24 protein-coding genes and 1 riboswitch are annotated in these 22171 nt (G+C 37.7%); of the genes, 6 read left to right on the plus strand and 18 right to left on the minus strand.

Annotated features, from left to right (window positions below; translation table 11 throughout):
* Positions 1-195: 195 nt before the first annotated feature.
* Positions 196-1887 (minus strand): methyl-accepting chemotaxis protein, encoded by a 1692-nt coding sequence (locus tag BTHG_RS28015; RefSeq protein ID WP_010677698.1) that lies wholly within the window; start codon positions 1885-1887, stop codon positions 196-198.
* Positions 1888-2418: 531 nt separating this feature from the next.
* Here BTHG_RS28015 and yidC point away from each other — a divergent pair.
* The gene (gene yidC / locus BTHG_RS15775) at positions 2419-3210 is read left to right on the plus strand and encodes a membrane protein insertase YidC (protein WP_010677699.1); all 792 of its coding nucleotides are present in this window, start codon (positions 2419-2421) and stop codon (positions 3208-3210) included.
* Positions 3211-3301: 91 nt separating this feature from the next.
* Here the strand turns inward: yidC and BTHG_RS25925 are convergent, their stop codons facing one another.
* Positions 3302-3763: a DUF1259 domain-containing protein gene (locus BTHG_RS25925; protein ID WP_010677700.1), complete on the minus strand. Its 462-nt coding sequence runs from the start codon at positions 3761-3763 to the stop codon at positions 3302-3304.
* A 216-nt stretch (positions 3764-3979) separates the two neighbouring features.
* Here BTHG_RS25925 and BTHG_RS15785 point away from each other — a divergent pair, with 216 nt between their 5' ends.
* Positions 3980-4870 (plus strand): cation diffusion facilitator family transporter, encoded by an 891-nt coding sequence (locus BTHG_RS15785; protein ID WP_010677701.1) that lies wholly within the window; start codon positions 3980-3982, stop codon positions 4868-4870.
* 188 nt (positions 4871-5058) lie between these two features.
* Here BTHG_RS15785 and BTHG_RS15790 read toward each other — a convergent pair whose 3' ends face one another.
* The 11 genes from BTHG_RS15790 to BTHG_RS15840 all read right to left on the minus strand — a co-directional run bounded on the left by BTHG_RS15790 (position 5059) and on the right by BTHG_RS15840 (position 12980).
* Positions 5059-5376, minus strand: a complete 318-nt coding sequence (locus BTHG_RS15790) for a hypothetical protein (protein WP_010677702.1) — start codon at positions 5374-5376, stop codon at positions 5059-5061.
* The gene (locus BTHG_RS15795) at positions 5361-6386 is read right to left on the minus strand and encodes an anti-sigma factor (RefSeq protein WP_010677703.1); all 1026 of its coding nucleotides are present in this window, start codon (positions 6384-6386) and stop codon (positions 5361-5363) included. The genes BTHG_RS15790 and BTHG_RS15795 overlap by 16 nt, the downstream gene beginning before the upstream one ends.
* Complete coding sequence (locus BTHG_RS15800; protein ID WP_010677704.1) at positions 6379-6870, minus strand: sigma-70 family RNA polymerase sigma factor; 492 nt, start codon at positions 6868-6870, stop codon at positions 6379-6381. The genes BTHG_RS15795 and BTHG_RS15800 overlap by 8 nt, the downstream gene beginning before the upstream one ends.
* 346 nt (positions 6871-7216) lie before the next feature.
* Positions 7217-7936, minus strand: coding sequence for a HoxN/HupN/NixA family nickel/cobalt transporter (locus tag BTHG_RS15805; protein ID WP_010677705.1), 720 nt, complete (start codon positions 7934-7936; stop codon positions 7217-7219).
* Positions 7937-8006: 70 nt separating this feature from the next.
* A complete protein-coding gene (locus BTHG_RS15810) occupies positions 8007-8831 on the minus strand; it encodes an urease accessory protein UreD (protein WP_010677706.1) in 825 nt (274 codons plus the stop codon).
* A gap of 3 nt (positions 8832-8834) precedes the next feature.
* On the minus strand, positions 8835-9446 hold the full coding sequence (gene ureG / locus BTHG_RS15815; RefSeq protein WP_010677707.1) for an urease accessory protein UreG: 612 nt from the start codon (positions 9444-9446) through the stop codon (positions 8835-8837).
* 31 nt (positions 9447-9477) lie between these two features.
* A complete protein-coding gene (locus BTHG_RS15820) occupies positions 9478-10164 on the minus strand; it encodes an urease accessory protein UreF (RefSeq protein ID WP_010677708.1) in 687 nt (228 codons plus the stop codon).
* Entirely contained in the window at positions 10157-10612 is a 456-nt protein-coding gene (gene ureE / locus BTHG_RS15825; RefSeq protein ID WP_010677709.1) for an urease accessory protein UreE, read from the minus strand. The genes BTHG_RS15820 and ureE overlap by 8 nt, the downstream gene beginning before the upstream one ends.
* Positions 10613-10622: 10 nt before the next feature.
* On the minus strand, positions 10623-12335 hold the full coding sequence (gene ureC / locus BTHG_RS15830) for an urease subunit alpha (protein WP_010677710.1): 1713 nt from the start codon (positions 12333-12335) through the stop codon (positions 10623-10625).
* Positions 12332-12655 (minus strand): urease subunit beta, encoded by a 324-nt coding sequence (gene ureB, locus BTHG_RS15835; RefSeq protein WP_010677711.1) that lies wholly within the window; start codon positions 12653-12655, stop codon positions 12332-12334. Before ureB ends, ureC begins: the two co-directional genes overlap by 4 nt.
* 22 nt (positions 12656-12677) lie before the next feature.
* Positions 12678-12980 (minus strand): urease subunit gamma, encoded by a 303-nt coding sequence (locus BTHG_RS15840; protein ID WP_010677712.1) that lies wholly within the window; start codon positions 12978-12980, stop codon positions 12678-12680.
* A gap of 295 nt (positions 12981-13275) precedes the next feature.
* On the opposite strand from BTHG_RS15840, the gene BTHG_RS15845 reads away from it, so the two are divergent.
* A complete protein-coding gene (locus tag BTHG_RS15845) occupies positions 13276-14226 on the plus strand; it encodes an urea transporter (protein WP_042342071.1) in 951 nt (316 codons plus the stop codon).
* Between the two features lie 127 nt (positions 14227-14353).
* A complete protein-coding gene (locus BTHG_RS15850; protein WP_010677714.1) occupies positions 14354-14581 on the plus strand; it encodes a hypothetical protein in 228 nt (75 codons plus the stop codon).
* A 276-nt stretch (positions 14582-14857) separates the two neighbouring features.
* Here BTHG_RS15850 and BTHG_RS15855 read toward each other — a convergent pair whose 3' ends face one another.
* From BTHG_RS15855 to BTHG_RS15865, 3 genes are all read right to left on the minus strand, one after another.
* On the minus strand, positions 14858-15598 hold the full coding sequence (locus BTHG_RS15855; RefSeq protein ID WP_010677715.1) for an amino acid ABC transporter ATP-binding protein: 741 nt from the start codon (positions 15596-15598) through the stop codon (positions 14858-14860).
* Positions 15599-15643: 45 nt separating this feature from the next.
* Positions 15644-16363: an amino acid ABC transporter permease gene (locus tag BTHG_RS15860; protein WP_010677716.1), complete on the minus strand. Its 720-nt coding sequence runs from the start codon at positions 16361-16363 to the stop codon at positions 15644-15646.
* A 66-nt stretch (positions 16364-16429) separates the two neighbouring features.
* Entirely contained in the window at positions 16430-17266 is an 837-nt protein-coding gene (locus BTHG_RS15865) for a transporter substrate-binding domain-containing protein (RefSeq protein WP_010677717.1), read from the minus strand.
* Between the two features lie 99 nt (positions 17267-17365).
* Positions 17366-17546: riboswitch (Lysine riboswitch) on the minus strand.
* A 375-nt stretch (positions 17547-17921) separates the two neighbouring features.
* Between BTHG_RS15865 and BTHG_RS15870 the strand changes: the two genes are divergently transcribed.
* Both BTHG_RS15870 and BTHG_RS15875 read left to right on the plus strand, forming a co-directional pair.
* Positions 17922-19313 (plus strand): amino acid permease, encoded by a 1392-nt coding sequence (locus BTHG_RS15870; RefSeq protein WP_010677718.1) that lies wholly within the window; start codon positions 17922-17924, stop codon positions 19311-19313.
* Positions 19314-19537: 224 nt separating this feature from the next.
* Entirely contained in the window at positions 19538-20140 is a 603-nt protein-coding gene (locus BTHG_RS15875; protein WP_010677719.1) for a DUF421 domain-containing protein, read from the plus strand.
* 289 nt (positions 20141-20429) lie between these two features.
* Here the strand turns inward: BTHG_RS15875 and BTHG_RS15880 are convergent, their stop codons facing one another.
* Together BTHG_RS15880 and BTHG_RS15890 are read right to left on the minus strand one after the other, a co-directional pair.
* A complete protein-coding gene (locus tag BTHG_RS15880) occupies positions 20430-20930 on the minus strand; it encodes a hypothetical protein (RefSeq protein WP_010677720.1) in 501 nt (166 codons plus the stop codon).
* 814 nt (positions 20931-21744) lie between these two features.
* Entirely contained in the window at positions 21745-22083 is a 339-nt protein-coding gene (locus tag BTHG_RS15890; RefSeq protein WP_010677722.1) for a YmaF family protein, read from the minus strand.
* Positions 22084-22171 lie beyond the last annotated feature (88 nt).

Raw genomic sequence — 22171 nt, forward strand, 5'->3', positions numbered from 1 at the left:
TTTAGGCTATGAAGAGGATTACTGGCTTCAATTCGTCACGCTTTCCTCTTCATCCAGGCTTTGAAGAGGATTACAAGCTTATGTTCGTCCAGTTTTCCTCTTCATACAGGCTATGAAGAGGATTACAGGCTTCAATTCGTCACGCTTTCCTCTTCATGGCTTGCAAAACCAACAACGGTATTATATATGCGTAGTTTACATTTTAAACTTACTTATGACTTCCTGTAAATCTTCGGCCATATGGGCTAAAGCACCTGCAGATGCAGAAATTTCATCCATGGATGCTAGCTGTTCTTCTGTAGCCGCGGAAACCTCTTGTGTGCCTGAACCTGATTCCTCTGCAATTTCTGTAATTAACTGCATGGACTGGACCATCTGTTCAGTACCCGCAGCCATTTGTTGAACTGCTGCTGACACTTCTTGTATTTGTGTCGTGACATCTGTAATTGAATCTTCAATTTGTGTAAAAGCTGTTCCTGCAGTATTTACTAGTCCAATTCCTGAAACAACTTCTTCTGTAGCCACTTCCATTGTTTCAACAGCTTTATTCGTTTCATTTTGTATAGCTAGAATAAGCTGAGCAATCTGATTTGAAGATGTGGCTGATTGTTCTGCTAATTTACGCACTTCATCTGCAACAACTGCAAAGCCCCGTCCATGTTCCCCTGCTCTTGCAGCTTCAATTGCAGCATTTAACGCTAATAAATTTGTTTGATCTGCTATACCTGTTATGACTTCAATAATTTGACCGATTTCTACTGACCTTTGACCTAACCCTTTTACGACACCTGATAATTCAGTAAAGGTGTCATTTATGGAGCTCATTTGGTTGACTACTGTTTTAATCGATTGTCTCCCTTCAGAAGCTTTCTCTGTGGTTTCAAGTGCTGAAGAGGTGACCTGCTGTGCACTGCCTGCAATTTGCTGAACACCAGTTGCCATTTCATTTACTGTTTGAGAAGTTTCATCGATACTTTTAACTTGTTTATCAACACCTGAAGCAACTTGTTGCATCGTCTCGGCGATTTGTTTTGTTGCATCATTTGTTTGTTCGCTACTGGCTGTAAGTTGTTCCGCTGAAGCAGCCACTTGGTCGGCATTTAACCCTACCTGCTGAATGACCTCTCTAAGGCTTTTAGCCATTTGATTAAATGAATTTGCAAGCTCACCGATTTCATCTTTATTTTTCACTTTAATCTCATCAACCGATAAATCACCTGATGCTATTTTTTCTGCATTTTTAGATATTGCCACAACAGGCTTGGAGATAATTCTTCCGATATAAGTTGCAATAGAAAGACCTACCAAAAGTGATAAAACCCCTAATATTAAGATAATATTTTTCGTGGATTTCACTTTTTCACTTGTCTCTATATTTCCTTTATCAAGTAAGTCTTGTTGATATTTCATGAACTCTTCGATACTTTGATTAAAATCTTTTACGATTGCTCTTCCGTCTATTGCAATTAAGCTCGTATATTCATCAACTTTATTTTCGTCTTTTAATTGAAAAACCTTATCCGAAAACTGATAATATTCATCTTCAATAGTATCTAACTCTTGTAGCAACTCCTTTGCTTTTGGTTGCGTAATAATATCATGAAGACTTTTACTAGTTTCTAAGAATTTAGAATGTGAATCTTCAAAGTCCTTTAATGCTATCTCATCCCCAATAAGGAGATAGCCCCTTAAACCTACTTGTTCCTGTTTAATAGCAGAATCTAATTCCTTAATCATAACTAGCTTTTTGGCCTTATCATTTATTAATTCATCATATGTATGTTGAACGGATGTTATCTCAACATAGCCTATGGTGACTGTAGCAATTAAAATCAGTAATACACTTAGAAACCCTGTAAAAAGTTTTCTACCGATTGTCATTTTCATTGCAGAACTTCCTCTCGTTTTTAAAATAATACTTACACATAATAGTACTATAGTATCAAGAAAGTTCTGACGAGTTAGTGATAAACATCACGTCTTTTTAAAGCAATAACCGGATTCTAGTGCATTCCTCATAGCTTCCAAATTTTAATTTTGTGAGATGAACAGAATTCATGTATAGTAAAAGTATTCAGTAACAAAATTGGGGTGAGAAGCCTTTGTTAGATTTACTATTAATGGATCCTGAATTATATACGCTAATGGCACTTAACGTTAGCCTCTGCATGGGTTTAATGTTCGTGTTAATTTCTATACAAAGGGTTTCGATTCACTTAAATACACCCTTATCCACTGTCACTGATCTTCAAAGTAGTGATTACAAGAGATTTGATGTAAACAGGAGCCTTCTAATTCAGTATTTTATGAAACGGAGAATTACAAAAACTATACGAAATAAAGTATTTTCAAATGATGAATCAGATACTTTTGTTTCCTTTTATCCTATCAGTTAAATAAAACTTTTAAGGAGGAAACATGAAAAAGTATCGTTCGTTCACCAAACTCATTACTCTATTAATTGTATTGACTGTATTACTTTCTGGATGTGGGGTAAACCCAAGTGATAAAAGTGACGGTTTTTTCAATAACTTTTTAGTAGAGCCAATCACACATCTTATAAATTTTATCGCAAATACCTTTAATGGAAGTTATGGAGTAGCCATTATTATTGTAACCATCTTAATTCGATTGGTTATGATGCCATTCATGTTGAAACAATATAAGAATCAATCCGTTATGAAAGAAAAAATGGAATTAGTTAAGCCAGAAATGGAACAGATTCAGAAGAAAATAACAGCCGAAACAGATCCGAAAAAGAAACAAGATTTGCAACGAGAGATGATGGGTCTTTATCGAAAACATGGAATTAACCCGCTCAATATGGGTTGTTTACCACTACTTATTCAAATGCCAATTTTAACTGGACTCTATTATGCAATTCGTAGTTCAGCAGAAATTTCTCACCATACATTTTTATGGTTTAGTCTTGGACACTCGGATTTGGTTTTAACAATTGCTGCAGGGGTTATTTATTACTTTCAATTTAAAATTTCACAGTTAAATATGTCAGAAAGTCAACAAAAGCAAATGAAATTTATGGGGTTATTGTCACCATTAATGATTGTTGTCATTTCTTTTAGGGCTCCGGCAGCTTTACCACTATATTGGGCAGTAGGTGGAATCTTCCTAGCAATTCAAACATTTATTGGTCAGAAGCTTTATCGAAAGCAGAAAGTAAATGCATTGGTAGAAAATAATCAAATATAAATGTAATAGGCCTGTTCCTCTGTGCGGTGACGCATTGGGGAGCAGGCCTTTTAGCTAGTAAGTTTATTATTGAAAAAGGAATTAGATATCCTTACTTTTGTTGTGCTACATCTATAGCTGACTTGACTGTTTGAGCAAGTGATTCAGGGTCGCCTTTTCCTTGAAAATGGAGATAAAGAACCATAGGTTGCTCAAACCAGTGGTTATGCAATGCTGTAATTTGAATACCCCCTTTTCGCAGTGCATCAATTACAGGGTTTGCTTCTTGAGGAAATAGCGCGAACTCTCCTGTAACGACCGTTGTATTTCCAACCCTTTCAAAATTTGCACCAAATGAAAACTCAAGCAACTCTGGTGAGACTTTTACTCCCTCCAATGAGAAGCCAGGGTTTTTACGACTAATTTCTACTTTACACACTTTATCCATCTGTTTTACGTTATCACCAAATACATTCTCAAACAAAAGACATTCAGGATTTCCTGCTCCATATGTTTTATCAGCACAACACAATAAGGACAAACTCAAAATGAGAATTGGCATTATTTTTTTCAAAATAAAACCTCCTATTTTTTATCTTTATTCTGTACTAAACAGGTAATTTCACCCCCCTCCTTGAAATAAAAAGGCAGTCCTACAAAAGTTTTTCCTTCAGTAAACACTCTTTCCCAACCTGTTATTTTGTTGCTTTTTTACAAAAACGTTGCCGTAGACTAACACGAAACCCCTTTGTTACAATAAGATTCAATGTTAATTTTTGGAGGAAAAGAAATGGAGCAGAGGTATCAGGATTTGAAATTAGGGGAACGTGGTGCGATTTTAAGCATTGCCGTTTATATCTTGTTATCTTTATTGAAATTAATTATAGGGTACATAGCTGATTCAGAAGCTTTAAAAGCCGATGGATTAAATAATACAACTGATATAGTTGCTTCTGTTGCAGTTTTGATTGGTTTAAAACTTTCTCAAAAACCTGCTGATGATGATCATCCTTACGGACATTGGAAAGCCGAAACAGTTTCTTCCTTGATTGCATCGTTAATCATGATGGTTGTCGGGGTTCAGGTTTTATTTGGTGCAGCATCATCCGTTTTTAGTGGTAATCATGAATCACCGGATATGATAGCTGCATGGACAGGATTTATTTCCGCTTTTATTATGTATTTGGTATACAAATATAATAAAAAGCTAGCTAAAAAAGTAAAAAGCCATGCAGTTATGGCTGCTGCTAAAGACAATCTCTCTGATGCATGGGTTAGTATTGGCACTGCAATCGGAATTTTAGGTTCCCAACTCGGTTTACCTTGGCTTGATCCAGTAACTGCATTTATTGTCGGATTATTAATCTGTAAAACGGGGTGGGACATTTTTCGTGAATCCTCTCATTATTTAACAGATGGCTTTGATATAAAGGATTTAGAAGAATATAAACAGACCATTTTGAATGTAACCGGAGTGTTAGAAGTAAAAGATATTAAAGGAAGAACATACGGTAATAGCAATGTTGTTGATGTTGTAATATCTGTACCGAATCATTTAGACATTACCCAAGCACATGAAATATCAACAAGAGTAGAGGTAACTTTAATTAAGGAACATAATGTTCAAGATGTTCATGTTCATGTGGAACCAGTTAGAGATGATAAGTTAATTATGAGTTGATATAAATGATGTAAAAGCAACGCCGTAGACGTTGCTTGAGTATCTTAATTATGAGTGTAAATCCTTGATGAAAAAACACGCTGAAATTCCTCAGCGTGTTGAACCTTAAATCTCTATTATTTAATAGCTTGTTGTTCGAGTTGTACACTTTTGCTTGTTAGTTTGTGCGAAAAAGTAGGAAGCGTATATCATGGCTTCGGATTAATCCCTACCCAGGATATGCCAATCATTAAAAATGTAAAAACTAAAATAAACAAACTAAGTCCGATTCCCCAAAATGCATATAATCTTGATCTTCTAGATGTGATCATACCAAGCAGACCTAGAACTAACCCAACAATCGGTAGGTTTACGAGAAACAGTTGAGGAAAATCATCGAAATCAATCAATAACGAAATATTAACTCCCGCTAATGCAATTAGAGCAATCAAGAAGGATAGAAACCCCGAAATAGTTGGCAATTTTCGTTGTTTTCCTTTGTTCTTATTGTTCATTTCCAGTTCCATAGCTTCACTTCCCCCACCTTCATGACTCTAATCAATTCCTTATCCTTTAGTTTTCTTAGTTCCGGAATTGGTCCGGTCACAACTGCTCCATAAGCTTCGATTCCATTTTTCTCGATGTATTGGATTCGTTCTTTTAAAAGTAAAGACCTTGCCCTTGCTATTTTTTCAGCTGTTTTTTCATCCTTGGCCAAGAAATTTAATATATCTAAAAATACCTCTTCATTTGATTTTTGTCGTCCATTAAATGGTGACCATGTAGTCGTATCAATCTGTAGCGGATAGCCGATTGGCGCAACCGAATATCCAGCATCGTATAAACTCTTATCCTCAAAACCTGTATCAACAGCTACCCATCTTACCTCGACGTTTTTTCCAAGCTGTTTTTCAATCTCCTCTGGCTTCACTAATTGATTGAAAGAAAGATACATTTCCCCCACCGTTCCATCTGGAAGGTGCTCGAAAATATCCCAGTCTGAACCAACTGTTTTGCCATATGGCCCACCCGGATGATATAGTTTGTCAGTCTCCATGTCCCCCGTAATAGGAAGCGGCTTCTCTAGTTTCATATCTCGTTCAGGCAAATTTGGCTTATCTAGTGCAAAGCTAACCGTATATTCTCCCGCTTGATAATCCTCTTTCCCAATTCGCTTAAACACATCAAAGTAAAGATTCATTGTAAAGAATCCGATGTCCTCTTCTAACTCCATCTCTTCTAAACTCATGTTCGGTTCAGTTACATAAATGGTTTTTGTTGCGATATCAATTAGATGGTTCGCTTTTCCACCAATCGCGTAATATAAATAGCTACTTAATGTAAGCACCGGTACAATTAGTAATATGATAGCCAGGCTAATCATTATATTTGTCAGTAGTGCATGATTTCTGCCTGCTTTAATCAATCTATTTTGTTTGTTTTTCGGTACATTTAGGCTTTTTTCATAGTCTTGCATCGATTCATTTAAGAAAGATTTATAAATTTCCTCATCGTTATGATTTGGCTCTTTATCCATCTTGTCTCCTCCTTTCCTTAACCCTTTCAACCACCTTTTTTCTTCCCCTTGATAAATGGCTCTTCAGCGTATTTACATTTAATTGAAGAATGTCAGCCGCTTCTTTTAAGCTCAACTGATGCAAATCACAAAGAACAAGCGCATGCATTTCCGTTTCTTTTAACGAATGAATATCAGTCATGAGTGCGGTAAAGTTTTCTTTCTCTAATAGATAACTTTCCGGTGTTTCTATACTCACCCGATTATGTACTTCATCTGTAATGACCAACCGATTATGTTTTCTAGTAAAATCAATAAAAGCGTGATAGGCCACTTTAAACAGCCAAGGTTTAATGTTTTGGATTTCAGCCTCAGACAGCTGAAGATACGCCCGGTAAAACGTCTCCTGTACTAAATCTTCCGCCGTATGGTGATTCTTTGAAAGGGAAAATAAGTATCGAAATAGATCATTTACATATGCCTCGAACACCTCATCTAAATCCACCGCTTTCCCCCCTTCATCTTACCCACGAAAAAGTCTTACAAAAAGTTGCAAAATCGGAAAAAATTTTTTCTTAAAATAGAAACAAAATAAAAATAGGGCTTACTCCCAGTATACCAATGCTTACGTACAGTGGGAGTAAGACCCGTTAATGAATAATATTTATTTGAAATATGTTATTTTTTACCGATTCCTATCAGGATTTATCTTGTCGTAATAATCATACCTCTAATTAACTCTTATCTATTTTAGGGAAAATCTGATACCAAGTAGATTAATAGGATTTTCAGCATTATGTACCTCAGTTCTACTAGCTACGATATTTTACGTTTTGACTAACATCAAATCCTTAGATCCAAAGGTTCAGCAATCCTTCATTGATGCCTAAATTATACATGTAGTATATACCAAAAACAGTACTGATTGCCCCCGTTATTAATCCGAATGTGCTGCTTACTGTCCTACGTTTTTTGCTTAACACAAATGGAATCCCAATGATGGTGGTGAAGAAAAGCATCCCAATGACGGTTCCTAAACCAAAAATAAGGATAAAAATTACTGCTTCCCCGACACTATTAACAGTACCCATCGTTAATAGAACCATGGCGCCACTTCCTGCTAGTCCATGGACAAAGCCTATAAACATGGACCCCAAATACGAAGTGTATTTATGCTTATTTTTATGCTCATGTTCCCCATTTTTTTGGAGGGAATGAACATGTGTTTGTTCTTCTCCGTCATGTACGTGTTTATGTTTATGTTTATGAATATTCCTGAATGCAAGAATTGTTCTCACTCCAAGGTAAACTAGCATGATTCCTACTAAAAACTCCAAAGACATTGCCCACTTTTCGGGTATTTCGTTCTTCATAAGAATGACAACTAGACCAACTAGAAACAGAGTTACAGTATGTCCAATTCCCCAAAATACTCCCGCCAAAGAGGCGTTCCATAACTTTTTACTTTGGCTCGCGATTGTTGACACTGCAATTACGTGGTCAGGTTCAATCGCATGCCGTATGCCTAAAATCAAACCCAGAGCCAAAACTGAGAAAAAAGTAACCTCCATCAAATCTCTCCTCCATGATTCTTTACTTGTTCAAAACCCAGCAATTATCGTAATTGCCGGGTTTTGGACATTAATATTTTCTTAGTAAACTGGGGGTTTTGTTAAACCACTCTAGGCTAATTATATGATGAAATTCAGAAAATATATTTTCAATCGCCTGCGTGTTATTTGCTAACACCCTTACGGTGAACCCTGGGATTGATAAAAATGACAGTCCCACTTTATATTCCTTTGTATTAGCATCGATAGCCTGATATAAACGGTCAAGAAGAGCATGATTGGCTTTTTCGTCAATCACAATCAAAGAACCCAAATGTGAATAGCCTTCCATCAGGCCTAGCTTCTCCATATTCTGCATCGCTGGATTTAGTTTGATATGATCATAAACCACCAATTCATTTTCCATATAAATTTCATTGATTAGCTGTAGTATATCATAACTAAACCTTTCCCCGTCCGGAGACCATCCTGGAGTAATAATATCCGAGTAAAGAAGTGTGGTCCCTTTCTCCATATGGATTACATTCTTTTGTTTATATCGAGCATCCTTATAACCAATGAGCGGATCGGGAATGTACTCTAGGTAACTTCCTTCTTTAAGGTTAATTTCTGTTTCCTGATAGGCATGTTTTTTGGGTGTCTTATATATTTTGGTGGCTGACTGTGTAGTTAAAGTCAGCTTCGCTTGTTTCTCTAACGAAATCTTAAGTTGATAGCGATCACCATCCAGATAGCCGCCGCCTGGATTTAAGATATAATAACAGGCTTGACCAGAATCATCATGATAGATGGGACGCATAACTTTAAACGCCCCTTGGAAGTAAACATTTTTTGCAACGGTCTTTCCATTCCTATCCTCTGCATCTAAACGCAAAACTCCTGTCCAGTCCTGCATTTTTTATTCCAACCCTTTTAAAAGTGCATTCTTCTTGATCCAATCTATTACCTGTTCAAGACCTTCGTTGGTTTTTAAATTTGTGAAAATAAATGGCTTGTCACCTCGAAACACTTTTGTATCAGATGCCATAACATCAAGATCTGCCCCGACTAAAGGAGCCAAATCCGTTTTATTGATAATAAATAGGTCAGACTTAATCATCCCTTGTCCACCTTTACGAGGGATTTTTTCACCCTGGGCCACATCAATAATATAGATTGAAAAATCGACAAGTTCCGGGCTGAATGTAGCCGCCAGGTTGTCTCCACCACTTTCGACAAAAATGAGTTCCAGATCTGGATGTCTCTTCATCAATTCTTCAATCGCAGCAGAATTCATAGAAGTATCCTCCCGTATAGCCGTATGCGGACATCCGCCTGTCTCTACACCAATAATTCGATCCTCCGGAAGGACGCCGTTATTCATCAGGAATTTCGCATCTTCTTTTGTATAGATGTCGTTTGTAATAGCGGCCATACTGATTTCACCTTGCAAATGACGAGTTAATTTTTCAACCAATGCAGTTTTTCCTGCTCCAACTGGTCCCCCTACTCCAATTTTAATAGGTTCCATAAAAACACTTCCTTTAATCTATTAATCAACATTAAGATGCGAAAATTCTAACGTTCACACGTTCATGCTGCATTTGCGATAGTTCCAGACCTGGAGAGACAATGCCAAAGTCGGCTTCATCCATTTCCTCTACCTTTGCAACGGCATTTACTAACACTTCTTGAAACTCCTGAATCGTTTTCTGACCCGCGGTTTGCCCCAAGGGTATAGCCCGAACCGCATTTTGAACAAGGCTTGAAACAGCCGAATATAAATAATACATAATAGTGGTGAATGCTGGCACACCTAGGTGGTGTCCCACAATCGTAAATACAATCGATGGATGACCGTATGATTTGTTTTGTTTGATGCGCTCTCCGTACTCAGACAAAACTGGGATGTCGTAAAGGGATTTTACGAGGATTAGCATCCGTTCGCCTACCCTTTGGGTACCTTCTCTCGTTTCCCGTGGCAAGTTTTGCGCAACAAGCATCCGGTCTATCTTCCATATTTTATGGAAATCCCTTTTTTCTAGTGCTTCATATACGAGACGGCAGGCAAGACCATCAGAATAAACGAGCTGCTCATTTACATACACATACAACCAGTTACAAAATGATTCTCGATTATGTACTTTGTCTGCTTGAATATATGTCTCAAGCCCATATGAATGGCTAAACGCCCCAGTCGGAAAATTAGAATCACATAACTGGAATAATGAGAGCATATTTTTATCCATGGCTATGTCCGATATGGCGAAATGCCTTTTTCACTTTCCGCTTTTCACGTTGATAAGGAATCTGAAGTTCTTGCAATAATTCCTCTACAAGGTAATCATACTGGACAAGCATCTCTTCCCCTTCAAACTGGGCGGGAAGATGGCGATTCCCTAGCTGGTGAGCAATTGTCCCCATCTCCTTTAAATTACGGGGTTTTATCACAATCAAATCATCAGAAAGTACATCTATCATAATTAAATTCTTTTCATCCATATATAAAACATCACCAGCGACAAAGTCACGGGGCTCTTTTAATCGAATTCCAATTTCTTTGCCGTGGTCGGTCGTCACCCTCTGAATCCGTTTCATCAAATGATCACTTTCAAGGTATACCTTTTCGATATGACGTTTTTCAATCTCTTCTTTTTCCAAATTTTCAATATTCGTTACAATTCTTTCTACTAACAAGATTTTCACCTCAGAATAGGAAATATCGTTGTCCCATTGGTACTTGGTCAACCGGCTCACATGTAATTAATTCACCGTTTACTTTTACTTCATAGGTTTGCGGATCAACCGTTATTTCAGGAGTTTCGGAATTCAACTTCATGTCCTTCTTCGTCAGTTTTCGAATACCGCGAACAGGAAGAATCATTTTTTGCAAACCAAGCTTTTCATGTACTTTCTCGTCGAAAGCAGCTTGGGAGATGAACGTAATAGATGAGCTGGATAAAGCTTTTCCATATTGCGCATACATTGGACGATAAATAACAGGCTGTGGTGTTGGGATAGACGCATTCGCATCGCCCATCAATCCCTCGACAACAAAACCATTTTTCAAAATCATTTCAGGTTTTACACCGAAGAAGGCTGGATTCCAAATTACAAGATCTGCAATTTTCCCCACCTCGATGGACCCTACATACTCAGAAATCCCATGGGTGATAGCAGGATTAATCGTATACTTAGCTACATAACGCTTTGCACGATTATTATCAGAGAGCTCAGTATCGCCCTCTAAACTTCCTCTTTGCTTTTTCATTTTGTCAGCCACTTGCCATGTTCGTAAAATAACTTCGCCTATCCGCCCCATCGCCTGTGCATCCGAGCTAGTCATACTGAATACACCCATATCTTGGAGAATATCCTCGGCAGCAATGGTTTCACGTCTAATACGTGAATCGGCAAATGCGAGGTCCTCCGGAATTGATGGATTTAAGTGGTGGCAAACCATAAGCATGTCCAAATGCTCATCCACTGTATTCACTGTATAAGGTAGGGTCGGATTTGTTGAGGATGGAAGAATGTTCATATAGCTTGCGGATTTTATTAGGTCCGGCGCATGCCCGCCTCCCGCTCCTTCTGTGTGGTACATATGAAGGACACGATCTTTAATCGCAGCCATCGTATTTTCCATAAACCCGCCTTCATTCAACGTATCGGCATGAAGAGCGACCTGCACATCATATTTCTCAGCAACCCTTAATGCATAGTCTAGGGCTGATGGGGTTGCTCCCCAATCTTCATGTACTTTCAAACCTATTGCACCGGCACGTACTTGCTCTGCCAAGGGCTCTTCGGCAGTCGCTTGTCCTTTTGATGTGAATCCAACGTTAATGGGCAATCCTTCAGCTGCTTGGAGCATTTTGTGCATATGCCATATGCCAGGAGTGACCGTTGTCGCTTTTGATCCTGCAGCTGGACCAGTACCTCCCCCGATTAATGTTGTAAGTCCTGCAGCTAATGCTGTTCTAATTTGTGTCGGATTTATAAAATGAACGTGGGTATCAATTCCACCGGCTGTTACAATCATTCCTTCACCAGCAATAATTTCCGTTCCAGCTCCGATCACAATGTCCACATTGTCCATAATCAATGGGTTACCAGCTTTTCCAATCCCAGCAATTTTCCCATCGCGAATTCCAATATCCGCTTTGTAAATGCCGGTATAGTCTAAAATGACAGCGTTGGTAATGACCAAATCCGCAATTCCATCACCTCGTGTTACAAGAGGGTGTTGCCCCATTCCGTCACGAATTACCTTCCCGCCACCGAATACCACTTCTTCTCCGTAGGTGGTATGGTCCTTCTCAATCTGTATAAGCAGTTCAGTATCTGCTAAACGAATCGAATCTCCTGTAGTGGGTCCATACATTTGAGCATATTGCTTTCTATTCATTTTGAAACTCATTTGTTATCCCCCTTATCTAGTGAGCCGTCTACTTTATTATTAAATCCATAGACACGGCGTTCTCCGGCATAATCAATGAGCTCGATTTCTTTTTCATCCCCTGGTTCAAAACGCACAGCGGCACCCGCAGGGATGTTTAGTCGCTTTCCGTATGCTTTCTCGCGATCAAATTGGAGTGCTTCATTTACTTCATAAAAGTGAAAATGGGAACCTACCTGAACAGGACGATCTCCAGTATTTGTCACTGTCACTTTGGATGCTTCCCTTCCGGCATTACAAACGATGTCTTCTTCTTTTAAAAATAATTGGCCTGGCTGCATGTAAATAGCCTCCTGTCACTTATTATTTAATCGGACTATGAACTGTCACAAGCTTTGTTCCATCTGGAAACGTAGCTTCTACTTGAATATCATCCAGCATCTCCGGGATGCCTTCCATTACATCATCACTTGTCAGAATTGTAGCTCCATATTCCATCAACTCTGCAACCGTTTTTCCATCCCGTGCACCCTCTAATACTTCATGGGTCAGAAGTGCAACTGCTTCCGGATAATTCAATTTCAAACCTCTTTCTCTCCGCCGCCTAGCAAGGTCGGCCGCAACAACAATCATGAGCTTGTCTATTTCACGCGGTGATAATTGCATGGTACATCCTCCTGTTTCATAAAAACTTTATTTTGCAGTAAAGTAACGTAAACCTTTATGTATGTTCTCCAGTTTTTTCCTTATTTAAACCAGTGTTTGGTTAGTTTACAAAACCAACGAACACCGTCTGATTTTTTAAAGATATGTCCCTCAAAAAACGAACAATTCTTTTTATTTAATCCTTACTAACAGGAAATACTACCGAGAAGGAAACGAAGAAAGTTAAGAACTATTTCCGTGAAATAGTGGCTTCGGTTTGAGGAGCGTATTCGATAAATTTTTTTTGGAAGGAAAGATGTCCGTGCAAAACACCAATGATAAACCTTGGGAAGAAAGAAAAATATATTCCTTTCTGATGGCGGCTCTAAAAGGCATTTCTCAAGTTATGCTCATTGAAAATGCTCTTTCAGGAATCATCATACTAATAGCAATCACAATCTTTTCCTATACTCTTGGAATTATTGCCTTTTTATCAGCCATAGTTGCTACTATTATTGGGAGGATAGGAGGTGTGGAGGAACAAACAATTAATCAGGGGCTGTTGGGTTATAACTCCGTGTTGACAGGAATAGCGCTGTCTCTATTTTTAACAGGACCTTTCGACTGGATAATTGCCCTCATTGGAGCTGCAGTAACGGCAGTGTTTACAGCCGCTATGATTCATGTAATGAAGAATACGGGAATCCCCGTTCTTACTTTTCCTTTTATCATCTTAACATGGTTCACATTGCTTTCTTCCTACCGTTTAAAGGCGATTCACTTAACGTCAAAGTTGGTCCCTGAGGATATTGCCTATTGGGGATTGGATACGTCTGGAAGAATAAACTGGTCAGAAGCGGCATTTAACGGAATTGGACAGATTTTCTTCATTCACAGCACATTATCAGGTATTCTGCTTTTTGTGGCGGTATTTTTGGCTGGATGGAAGCTTGGTCTTTATGCTGTAGTAGGAAACGTACTGGCTTTGTTGACATCGCTTTTATTTGGGGGAGAACATAATCCGATTTATATGGGGCTTTATGGGTACAATGCTATACTAACGATTATAGCTGTGTCTGCCGTATTTAAGACGGAGCAAAACCGTTTAGCGTTCTTCTCCGGCATTGTGGCTACTTGTGTTACTGTTCCATTAATCGCTAGTATAACGACTTGGCTTCAGCCATTTGGACTTCCGGCCTTGACAATGCCATTTGTTCTTAGCACATGGCTTTTCCTGGGTGCCAGAAAGGTCATGCCAAACCTATAATCCAAGAACTTCACATTTTTAGATGCAGATTATTTTTAAATTCCTCTATCTCTACATAAATAGTAGGCATACACCATCTAGTATAGGGAAAACTTGAAAGAAAATTACTACTTAGGAGGACTTCGTTATGTTCGAAAATTTGGAAGTAAGACCCATGTTTGAAGACCAAGTTCATGAACGTCATCAATTCACCATAACTGTTGATGGAACAGACTATCAAGGACTTTTTCACGAAGGAGAGATTCATTGGTTTAATCCTCATCCTAAACATACTTTCGAGGAAAGCCATGTTGAAGCGTTAGAATCCCAAGTCCATGAGAAGATTTCGCAACACTTGGAGGAACAACAACAATGAAAGAGCTGGTTTAATTTGTAAAGTTTGTTGGTTTTTTGGTCGGTATGTCGTTCATACCTTGATGAAGGACTTTTACACTTGGATTCTTCGTCGGAATGTCCTTCATAACCCCGATGAAGGACTTTTACACTTAGATTCTTCCTCGGAATGTCCTTCATTACCCCGATGTAGGACGCTACCGAACAAATTCATAGACTGAATGTCCTTCATCAACATTTTTCATATAACAAAACCGGGCAAACGCCCGGCCTTTTTCTATAAACAACGACTTTATCTTTATGAATGGACTAATGTACGTTTTAGGAACTCCCTTGTACGTTCTTGTGTAGGATGATTGAAAATGTGCTCTGGACTTCCTTCTTCTGCAATAACTCCCTTGTCCATAAATACGACTCGGTCAGATACATCTTTTGCAAATTCCATTTCGTGCGTTACGATTAGCATCGTCAGTCCGGATTCAGCGAGTTCCTTCATGACTTTTAGAACTTCGCCTACCATTTCTGGATCAAGAGCTGATGTAGGTTCATCAAATAACATAACGTCCGGTTCCATGGAAAGTGCTCTTGCGATTGCAACACGTTGCTTTTGCCCACCGGATAATTGCTTTGGCTTGGCATTAATGTATTTATCCATACCAACAACCTTCAAGTATTTCATCGCTATTTTTTCGGCTTCTTCTTTGGAGCGTTTCAATACTTTTATTTGCCCTACCACACAATTGCTAAGAACATTATGATTGTTAAATAAGTTAAATTGTTGGAAAACCATCCCTAAATGTCTGCGGTAAGTAGTGACATCATGCTTATTATCCAATATATTTTCACCTTGATAGATAATTTGCCCACCACTTGGTTTTTCTAAAAGATTAATACAACGAAGAAGAGTTGATTTACCAGATCCTGAGGAACCGATGATGGAGACTACCTCTCCCTTGTTCACCGAAAAATTAATATCTTTTAATACTTCATGAGTTCCAAAGGATTTGTTTACATGTTGAATATCAATAATCTTTTCCATATTCTCTCCTCCTTCTCCCTATTGTTGTTGATTTACCTGTATTGGTCAATCATTTCCGATCATCGTATAGTTATCAGAGCCATCTAATTTTTTTTCAAAGTATAGTAGAATTCTAGTTACAATAAAGGTCATCACAAAATAGATCATACATGCTACGAAAAATGATTCAAAATATCTAAAATTATTGCCGGAAATCGATTTTGTCACAAAATATAATTCAGTAACAGAAATCACATTTAGAACGGATGTATCTTTAATATTAATTACAAATTGATTCCCTGTCGCAGGCAGAATATTTCGTATAACCTGTGGTAAGACAACATTCCACATCGTTTGAAAATGATTCATTCCGATTGCTTGTGCTGCTTCAAACTGCCCCTTATCAATTGATACAATTCCACCCCGAACATACTCAGCCATATAAGCGCCTGTATTGATGGATACAACAATAATTGCTGCAACAAACACGTTCATATCTATCCCAAATGCTAACGCAGAACCATAATAAATAACCATCGCTTGTACAATCATCGGCGTTCCACGGAAGAATTCAATATAGATGGAGAGGATAACATTAATCACTTTTAATAAAACTTTGTTCATTCCACGTTCTGGCATTGGAATTGTACGGATAACACCTGCTAACAAACCAATTACTGCCCCAAAGATTGTCCCAATAAGAGCAATCAAAAGTGTTACACCCGCACCACGAAGGAACATTGGCCAGTTTTCTGTGATTATTCGTATGACCCACTCAAAACTCATCGTTTTTCCTCCTTTACTTTATAAAACCGACTGTATATTGAAATACAGCCGGTTTTTGGGGATTTTTTACTCTGCTGCTGGTTGATTTTTAATCGCTGAATCCATTATGCTTGTACGCTCATCTTCTGAGATACCTGCTAAAATTTCATTAATATTATCTGTTACTTCACTGCCCTTTTGAAGTCCGACAGCGATTGCTGTGTCATCTTCTGATGTTTTAAATCCATCTTCAAACTCAACCATGACAAAGTTCCCATTTGCAGATGAAGCACTAATTCCTTCAGGACGCTCTGAAACGTATCCATCTATCATTCCTGATTGAAGAGCAACTCTCATCGCTGGGAAGTTGTCCATCGCTGTTTTCTTTTCTACACCTTCAATTTGATCAATCACTGAATAGTGGAACGTATTTAATTGAGCTGTAACTTTTGCTCCCTTAAAATCTTGAATGGAAGTAGCATTTTCATACTTGCTACCTTTCTTCACCACCATCACTAAATTTGATGTATAGTAATTATCCGAAAAATCGATTGCTTCTTTACGTTCTGCAGTCGGCGACATGCCAGCTACGATTGCGTCAATTTTCCCTGACGTTAAAGCTGGTACAAGACCATCCCACTCTGTTTTGACAATCACTAATTCTTTGCCTAGTCCTTCAGCTACTTTTTTCGCGATTTCTACATCATATCCGCCGGCATATTCTTTAGAGCCTTCAATTTTAACCGCACCGTTAGAATCATCGTTTTGAGTCCAGTTAAACGGAGCATATCCAGCTTCAAGTCCTACCTTAAATGTATTGTCTTCTGACGTTCCTGAATCCGAACTGTCGCTTGTTCCACAACCTGCTAATAAAAGAATGGCTGAAATCAATAAAACTATGAATAAAGATAACTTGTTTCTCATGGTGAATTTCCTCCGTTTTTTGATAAATTTCGACAAAAAAGCGACCTGAGATGTACTCAGGTCGCTGAAAATTTGCCCTAAAGTCCTCTCTTTTATCCCAAATGAGATAGCACAACTCAATAAACTGGAGGTTTATTGAGACAGTCCTGCAGCTCTTAACTGCAGACCCAGCATGCAATAGTGAGACTATTACACACTTCGGCGACATTTCCTTCTCCTTAGTATCACTGCTTCTCAAACTCCACTAAAGACTGTTAAATATCGCGCCTCTACCTCACTATTAAAAAAGTGAGGTCTTATTCAATTGTTATTTTTCTATACTACAATAATATCAATCAATTCGTCAATCCTTATTTATTAACAATATCTAGTAACTTCTATTTAGGCCTTAACAGGATTGATGAAGTCTTCATATTTTAATGTTTTGGCAAGGCTAACAATTTATCAAAATTATCAGTCGCTTATCGCATTTCGTCGAGGGGGCTCAAACCATAGAAAGCTATTATATGAAAAGTATTTTCGCTCCATTCTTTACTAAATTTTTATAAATATCACATTATTCGACAAAAATATTGGTAATTCGACAAAACCAGTTGACCTATTCGAGATAAACAGATAGAATTTTTAACATATTTTCAAAAAAAGAGGATCAAGTATGAGAAATAAATTATTCAGAAAAAAAGATCTCGGCGAGTTACTGAAAAAAAACGGAGAAATCCAGTTACAGCAATCATTAGGAGCCTTTGACCTCATGCTTCTTGGGGTAGGTGCCATTGTCGGAACAGGTATATTCATTCTACCTGGGACAGTAGCTGCGGGACACGCTGGTCCAGGAATTGTTTTTTCCTTTATTATAGCAGCTATTGTCTGTGCGTTAGCAGCAATGTGTTATTCAGAATTTTCTTCATCCGTTCCAGTAACGGGTAGTGCATATACGTATGGATACATTGTATTTGGAGAAATAGTCGCTTGGTTAGTTGGATGGGCTTTGTTGTTAGAATATGGCTTAGCCGTTGCGGCGGTCGCAACTGGTTGGTCTGCTTATTTAAGTACTTTGTTAGAAGGTTTTCATATTACCATTCCAAAGGCTATCTCTGGTTCGTTTAATCCAACTTATGGTACATTTGTCAATTTACCCGCTATCGCCATTATATTTGCTACTGCATTTCTATTAACGCTTGGAATTAAAGAATCTACGAAGTTTAATACGATTATGGTATTTATTAAAGTAGGTGTTATTCTCTTATTTATTGGAGTAGGTATTTTTTATGTTGAACCTGCGAATTGGCACCCATTTATGCCGTTCGGAATGAATGGTGTTATGAGTGGTTCAGCCCTTGTTTTCTTTGCCTACCTTGGGTTTGATGCGGTATCATCAGCGGCTGAAGAGGTAAAAAATCCTCAACGAAATATGCCAATTGGGATAATCGGATCATTATTTATTTGTACAATTCTGTATGTAGCTGTTTCGCTTGTTTTGACTGGAATGGTTTCATATACAAAACTTAATGTAAGTGATCCCGTTAGCTTTGTTATGCAGATTGTTGGCCAAGATTGGGTGGCTGGCATTGTTTCACTTGGTGCTGTTGTCGGAATGATGACAGTTATCCTCGTTATGTCATATGGCGGAACTAGACTTCTTTACGCGTTTGGTCGTGATGGATTACTCCCAAAAAGTATGGCTGATCTTAGTAAAAAATATAAAACACCTGTTAAAAACACATGGGTATTTGCAACATTGGTAGCTTTTTGTGCCGGCTTTGTTCCTCTATCGTCACTAGCAGAACTAGTTAACATAGGAACATTACTTGCATTTACAATCGTTTCACTTGGTGTTATTTACTTAAGGAAAAATAAGAGCATACCCTCTAATGGATTTAAAGTGCCATTCTTTCCTATTTTACCGATTTGTTCATTCTTATTATGTTTATTTTTAATTACTCAGCTCTCTGTCTTTACATGGATTGCATGTGGTATTTGGTTTGTAATTGGATTACTCTTCTATTTTATCTATGGTAAAAAGCATAGCGTAATGAATCATGAATAAAGAAAGACCATAAAGTGAGTTTACGTTGTCAAACAGAAGACAATGTAAACTCACTTTTTTTATGAAGATGAAACTGCCTATAACGAGAAGTAGAAATGAAACAGTAACGTTCTTTGAATAGTTCTAATACATATAAGAGAAATTTATAAAGATAATAATGGTATATAACAAATACATACCTTGAAACGAATCATCCTGATTACACACAGGAAAGGAGAATGAGCTTGGATTTCAACATAATTTGGCAGACAATACTTATATTTGTAATCGGAACGATTGTTTTAAAAATGAGTGGTAGAAGGACGATTTCTCAGATGACGTTTCCACAAACTGTTATCATGTTAGCAATCGGGACACTTTTGATTCAGCCGGTCACCGGAAAGGGACTTTGGACAACTTTTGGTGTAGCACTAATTCTGGTGCTAAGTCTACTCTTAACTGAATACATCCAATTAAAATTTGATGGAGCCGAGTCTGCCATTTCTGGTAAGGCCATCCCTGTTATCGAGAATGGTACCTTACATGAAAAGAATTTAAGCAAACTCCGACTCCCCGTTGATAAATTAGAAGAACGACTACGACAATCAGGAATAACTGCAATTAGTGATGTTGAATTTGCTACACTTGAAGCAAGTGGTCAATTGGGATATACATTAAAAAAAGAAAAACAACCTGCAACAAAAGAAGATATTCAGAACCTTATTCAATTGATTGAAAAAGGTCAGCTTATGGTCCAAAACAACCAAACATCCACACAGGACAAGGACAATATCTTCACTGAAACCATCAATAAAAATTCTTCTCATACACCAAAACAATTACAATAATAAATTGTTAAATCAGTTAAAAAAAGTCATGATTTCCATCATGACTCAGAGTGTAGACAAAGTCAGTGTTGACTTTGTCTACACGAATTTTTAAGGATATCTAAATTTTAACTCAAGTCCCAGGCTGTCTTGAAAGCGCTTGTCAGACAAGGCCGCAGCTGAGCGAAGACGCGAATAGAAGTTACCTTCATAAGCGGACGAGCGAGGCAAGCAACGCAGTATGCGAGCGTTTGTCAACAGTCTGAGTCATGACTTCCATCATGACTTTTCGTATTCCTTATCCATACCTTTACTTGCACTTTATAAACAGTTTCAACAAGTGATAATACAAAATGATTAATGACTGAACAAATAAATATACTGGAAAGGAATAAATAGACCTCCATTCCTTGAATGTAAAAACACCGAACAATACTGTAATCCATTCATATACGACACTAAAAATCGAAAACGCCATGATATATAAAAAGGTATAAATTTGCTTGATTTTAAATTTTTCATAAAGATAAATAAAAAACAAAGCAAATGGCCCATATAGAAGATAGGTAAGAATATCAAACATCTCGAAATTACCATTATCCATTAAATCATATAAATCCAGCGGTGGGCCTGCGAATAGATGATCTGCAATTCTTGATATAGTAGCAGAAAATAACAGAATCAAGATGATTATACTCATGGGGAATTTTCTTCTCGGTAAAAAGAAAAATACCGAATAAGACACAATGAGCGAAATAATGACAAACCATTCATTTGTGCTTACTTCATTGGGAAGTGGAAGTAAATTCATGATATGTTTCCTTCCTTAATAAGTAACGATCTAAACCATTGCTGTGCAAGTAACATAATGAAAAATATTAACCCCCAAACTATACCTAAAATTGCATAATTCCCATCATGAGATTGATATACATCGTAAAATCTTAATATATAATCACCTATCCATAAGAAAATGAAAAAACACAGGAAAAGAAGGGCATATCTATAAAGATTACTTCTCAATCCATGCCACAAATCGATAAGCCACAAAATGGTTAACGGCACAAAGATAACTCCGTTTAGACGAAGGGCGAAAAGATCCTGTATCTCGGTACTTATTTCCCATAGTTTGAGGTTCACACTTATAATTGACACAAAACTAGTGTAGACAAACACCAAAAGAGAAAATACAAATAACAGTTCAAATATATGCAAATGCTTCTTTGTCGAAAAAAAAGCAACCATCATTAACAAGGTAAGACTAAAAGTAAGGGTAAGTGACAACACCAAAACCTCCGATGAATTTTTCACCTCTACTCGATATATCAAAAAGTGAGTGAATTTTTATGATTGCTGCTGCAGTCTTATGTATTTTCTCAAGGTTAGTATGGGATTATATTCCCCAACATTGCGGAAAATAATGTTAAATATTAAATCCTCTTATCCTTTAAAGATCATACAAAAAGGCTACCCTCAATAATATCCTAGGATATATTGGAGGTAGCCCGTGGCAATCCTATCAGAGTTTCATCTGATAATCTTGAGGAACATGTTTTTAAAAAAAGTAAACTCTAGTTTACTATGAATATCTAGTAGGTTATTTGGATAACATGGCCTCCTGATTGCTATTGATTACCGGGTGCTGGTCGGTCTACACCCTTTACATGATGCCTGTGTCCATCATTTTCGGAAGTGTAAAAATCATAATAATGGACATGCATACCATTACCTACCGGAATCGCTGGCCCTGAATAAGCCTTGTAATGATGAGAATGCCCATTTTCAAAAACAACATATCCTTCAGTATAATGTATATGGCTGCCATCGTGAGTAGGAATCGGTGGTGAAGTGACATCTAAACACTGGTGAACGTGGTCAGCCTCCACGGAAGTATAATCAACGGAGCCATGATTATGATGTGGAACAAAACCGTTTATGAAATCATCTTTTCCTACCTTTGCCATAAAACCTCCCCTTCCACTTTTATAACCCTTCATTTTAAAATTTCGAAACCCATGAACCAGTTCAATACTTTCCTCGTTTAATTTTCTT

It is taken from the genome of Bacillus timonensis (assembly GCF_000285535.1).
GTDB classification, from domain to species: domain Bacteria; phylum Bacillota; class Bacilli; order Bacillales; family Bacillaceae_L; genus Ferdinandcohnia; species Ferdinandcohnia timonensis.

Excerpts from the sequence above, each read along its gene's own strand:
- BTHG_RS15870 (WP_010677718.1), top strand. The coding sequence starts at position 17,922 with ATGAGAAATAAATTATTCAGAAAAAAAGATCTCGGCGAGTTACTGAAA.
- BTHG_RS15785 (WP_010677701.1), top strand. The coding sequence starts at position 3,980 with ATGGAGCAGAGGTATCAGGATTTGAAATTAGGGGAACGTGGTGCGATT.
- BTHG_RS15845 (WP_042342071.1), top strand. The coding sequence starts at position 13,276 with ATGTCCGTGCAAAACACCAATGATAAACCTTGGGAAGAAAGAAAAATA.
- ureG (WP_010677707.1), bottom strand. The coding sequence starts at position 9,446 with ATGGAACCTATTAAAATTGGAGTAGGGGGACCAGTTGGAGCAGGAAAA.
- BTHG_RS15890 (WP_010677722.1), bottom strand. The coding sequence starts at position 22,083 with ATGGCAAAGGTAGGAAAAGATGATTTCATAAACGGTTTTGTTCCACAT.
- BTHG_RS15795 (WP_010677703.1), bottom strand. The coding sequence starts at position 6,386 with ATGGATAAAGAGCCAAATCATAACGATGAGGAAATTTATAAATCTTTC.
- ureC (WP_010677710.1), bottom strand. The coding sequence starts at position 12,335 with ATGAGTTTCAAAATGAATAGAAAGCAATATGCTCAAATGTATGGACCC.
- BTHG_RS15805 (WP_010677705.1), bottom strand. The coding sequence starts at position 7,936 with ATGGAGGTTACTTTTTTCTCAGTTTTGGCTCTGGGTTTGATTTTAGGC.
- BTHG_RS15880 (WP_010677720.1), bottom strand. The coding sequence starts at position 20,930 with ATGAATTTACTTCCACTTCCCAATGAAGTAAGCACAAATGAATGGTTT.
- yidC (WP_010677699.1), top strand. The coding sequence starts at position 2,419 with ATGAAAAAGTATCGTTCGTTCACCAAACTCATTACTCTATTAATTGTA.
- BTHG_RS15855 (WP_010677715.1), bottom strand. The coding sequence starts at position 15,598 with ATGGAAAAGATTATTGATATTCAACATGTAAACAAATCCTTTGGAACT.
- BTHG_RS15810 (WP_010677706.1), bottom strand. The coding sequence starts at position 8,831 with ATGCAGGACTGGACAGGAGTTTTGCGTTTAGATGCAGAGGATAGGAAT.
- BTHG_RS15865 (WP_010677717.1), bottom strand. The coding sequence starts at position 17,266 with ATGAGAAACAAGTTATCTTTATTCATAGTTTTATTGATTTCAGCCATT.
- BTHG_RS15860 (WP_010677716.1), bottom strand. The coding sequence starts at position 16,363 with ATGAGTTTTGAGTGGGTCATACGAATAATCACAGAAAACTGGCCAATG.
- BTHG_RS15790 (WP_010677702.1), bottom strand. The coding sequence starts at position 5,376 with ATGGAACTGGAAATGAACAATAAGAACAAAGGAAAACAACGAAAATTG.
- BTHG_RS15840 (WP_010677712.1), bottom strand. The coding sequence starts at position 12,980 with ATGCAATTATCACCGCGTGAAATAGACAAGCTCATGATTGTTGTTGCG.
- BTHG_RS15820 (WP_010677708.1), bottom strand. The coding sequence starts at position 10,164 with ATGGATAAAAATATGCTCTCATTATTCCAGTTATGTGATTCTAATTTT.
- ureB (WP_010677711.1), bottom strand. The coding sequence starts at position 12,655 with ATGCAGCCAGGCCAATTATTTTTAAAAGAAGAAGACATCGTTTGTAAT.
- BTHG_RS28015 (WP_010677698.1), bottom strand. The coding sequence starts at position 1,887 with ATGAAAATGACAATCGGTAGAAAACTTTTTACAGGGTTTCTAAGTGTA.
- BTHG_RS15850 (WP_010677714.1), top strand. The coding sequence starts at position 14,354 with ATGTTCGAAAATTTGGAAGTAAGACCCATGTTTGAAGACCAAGTTCAT.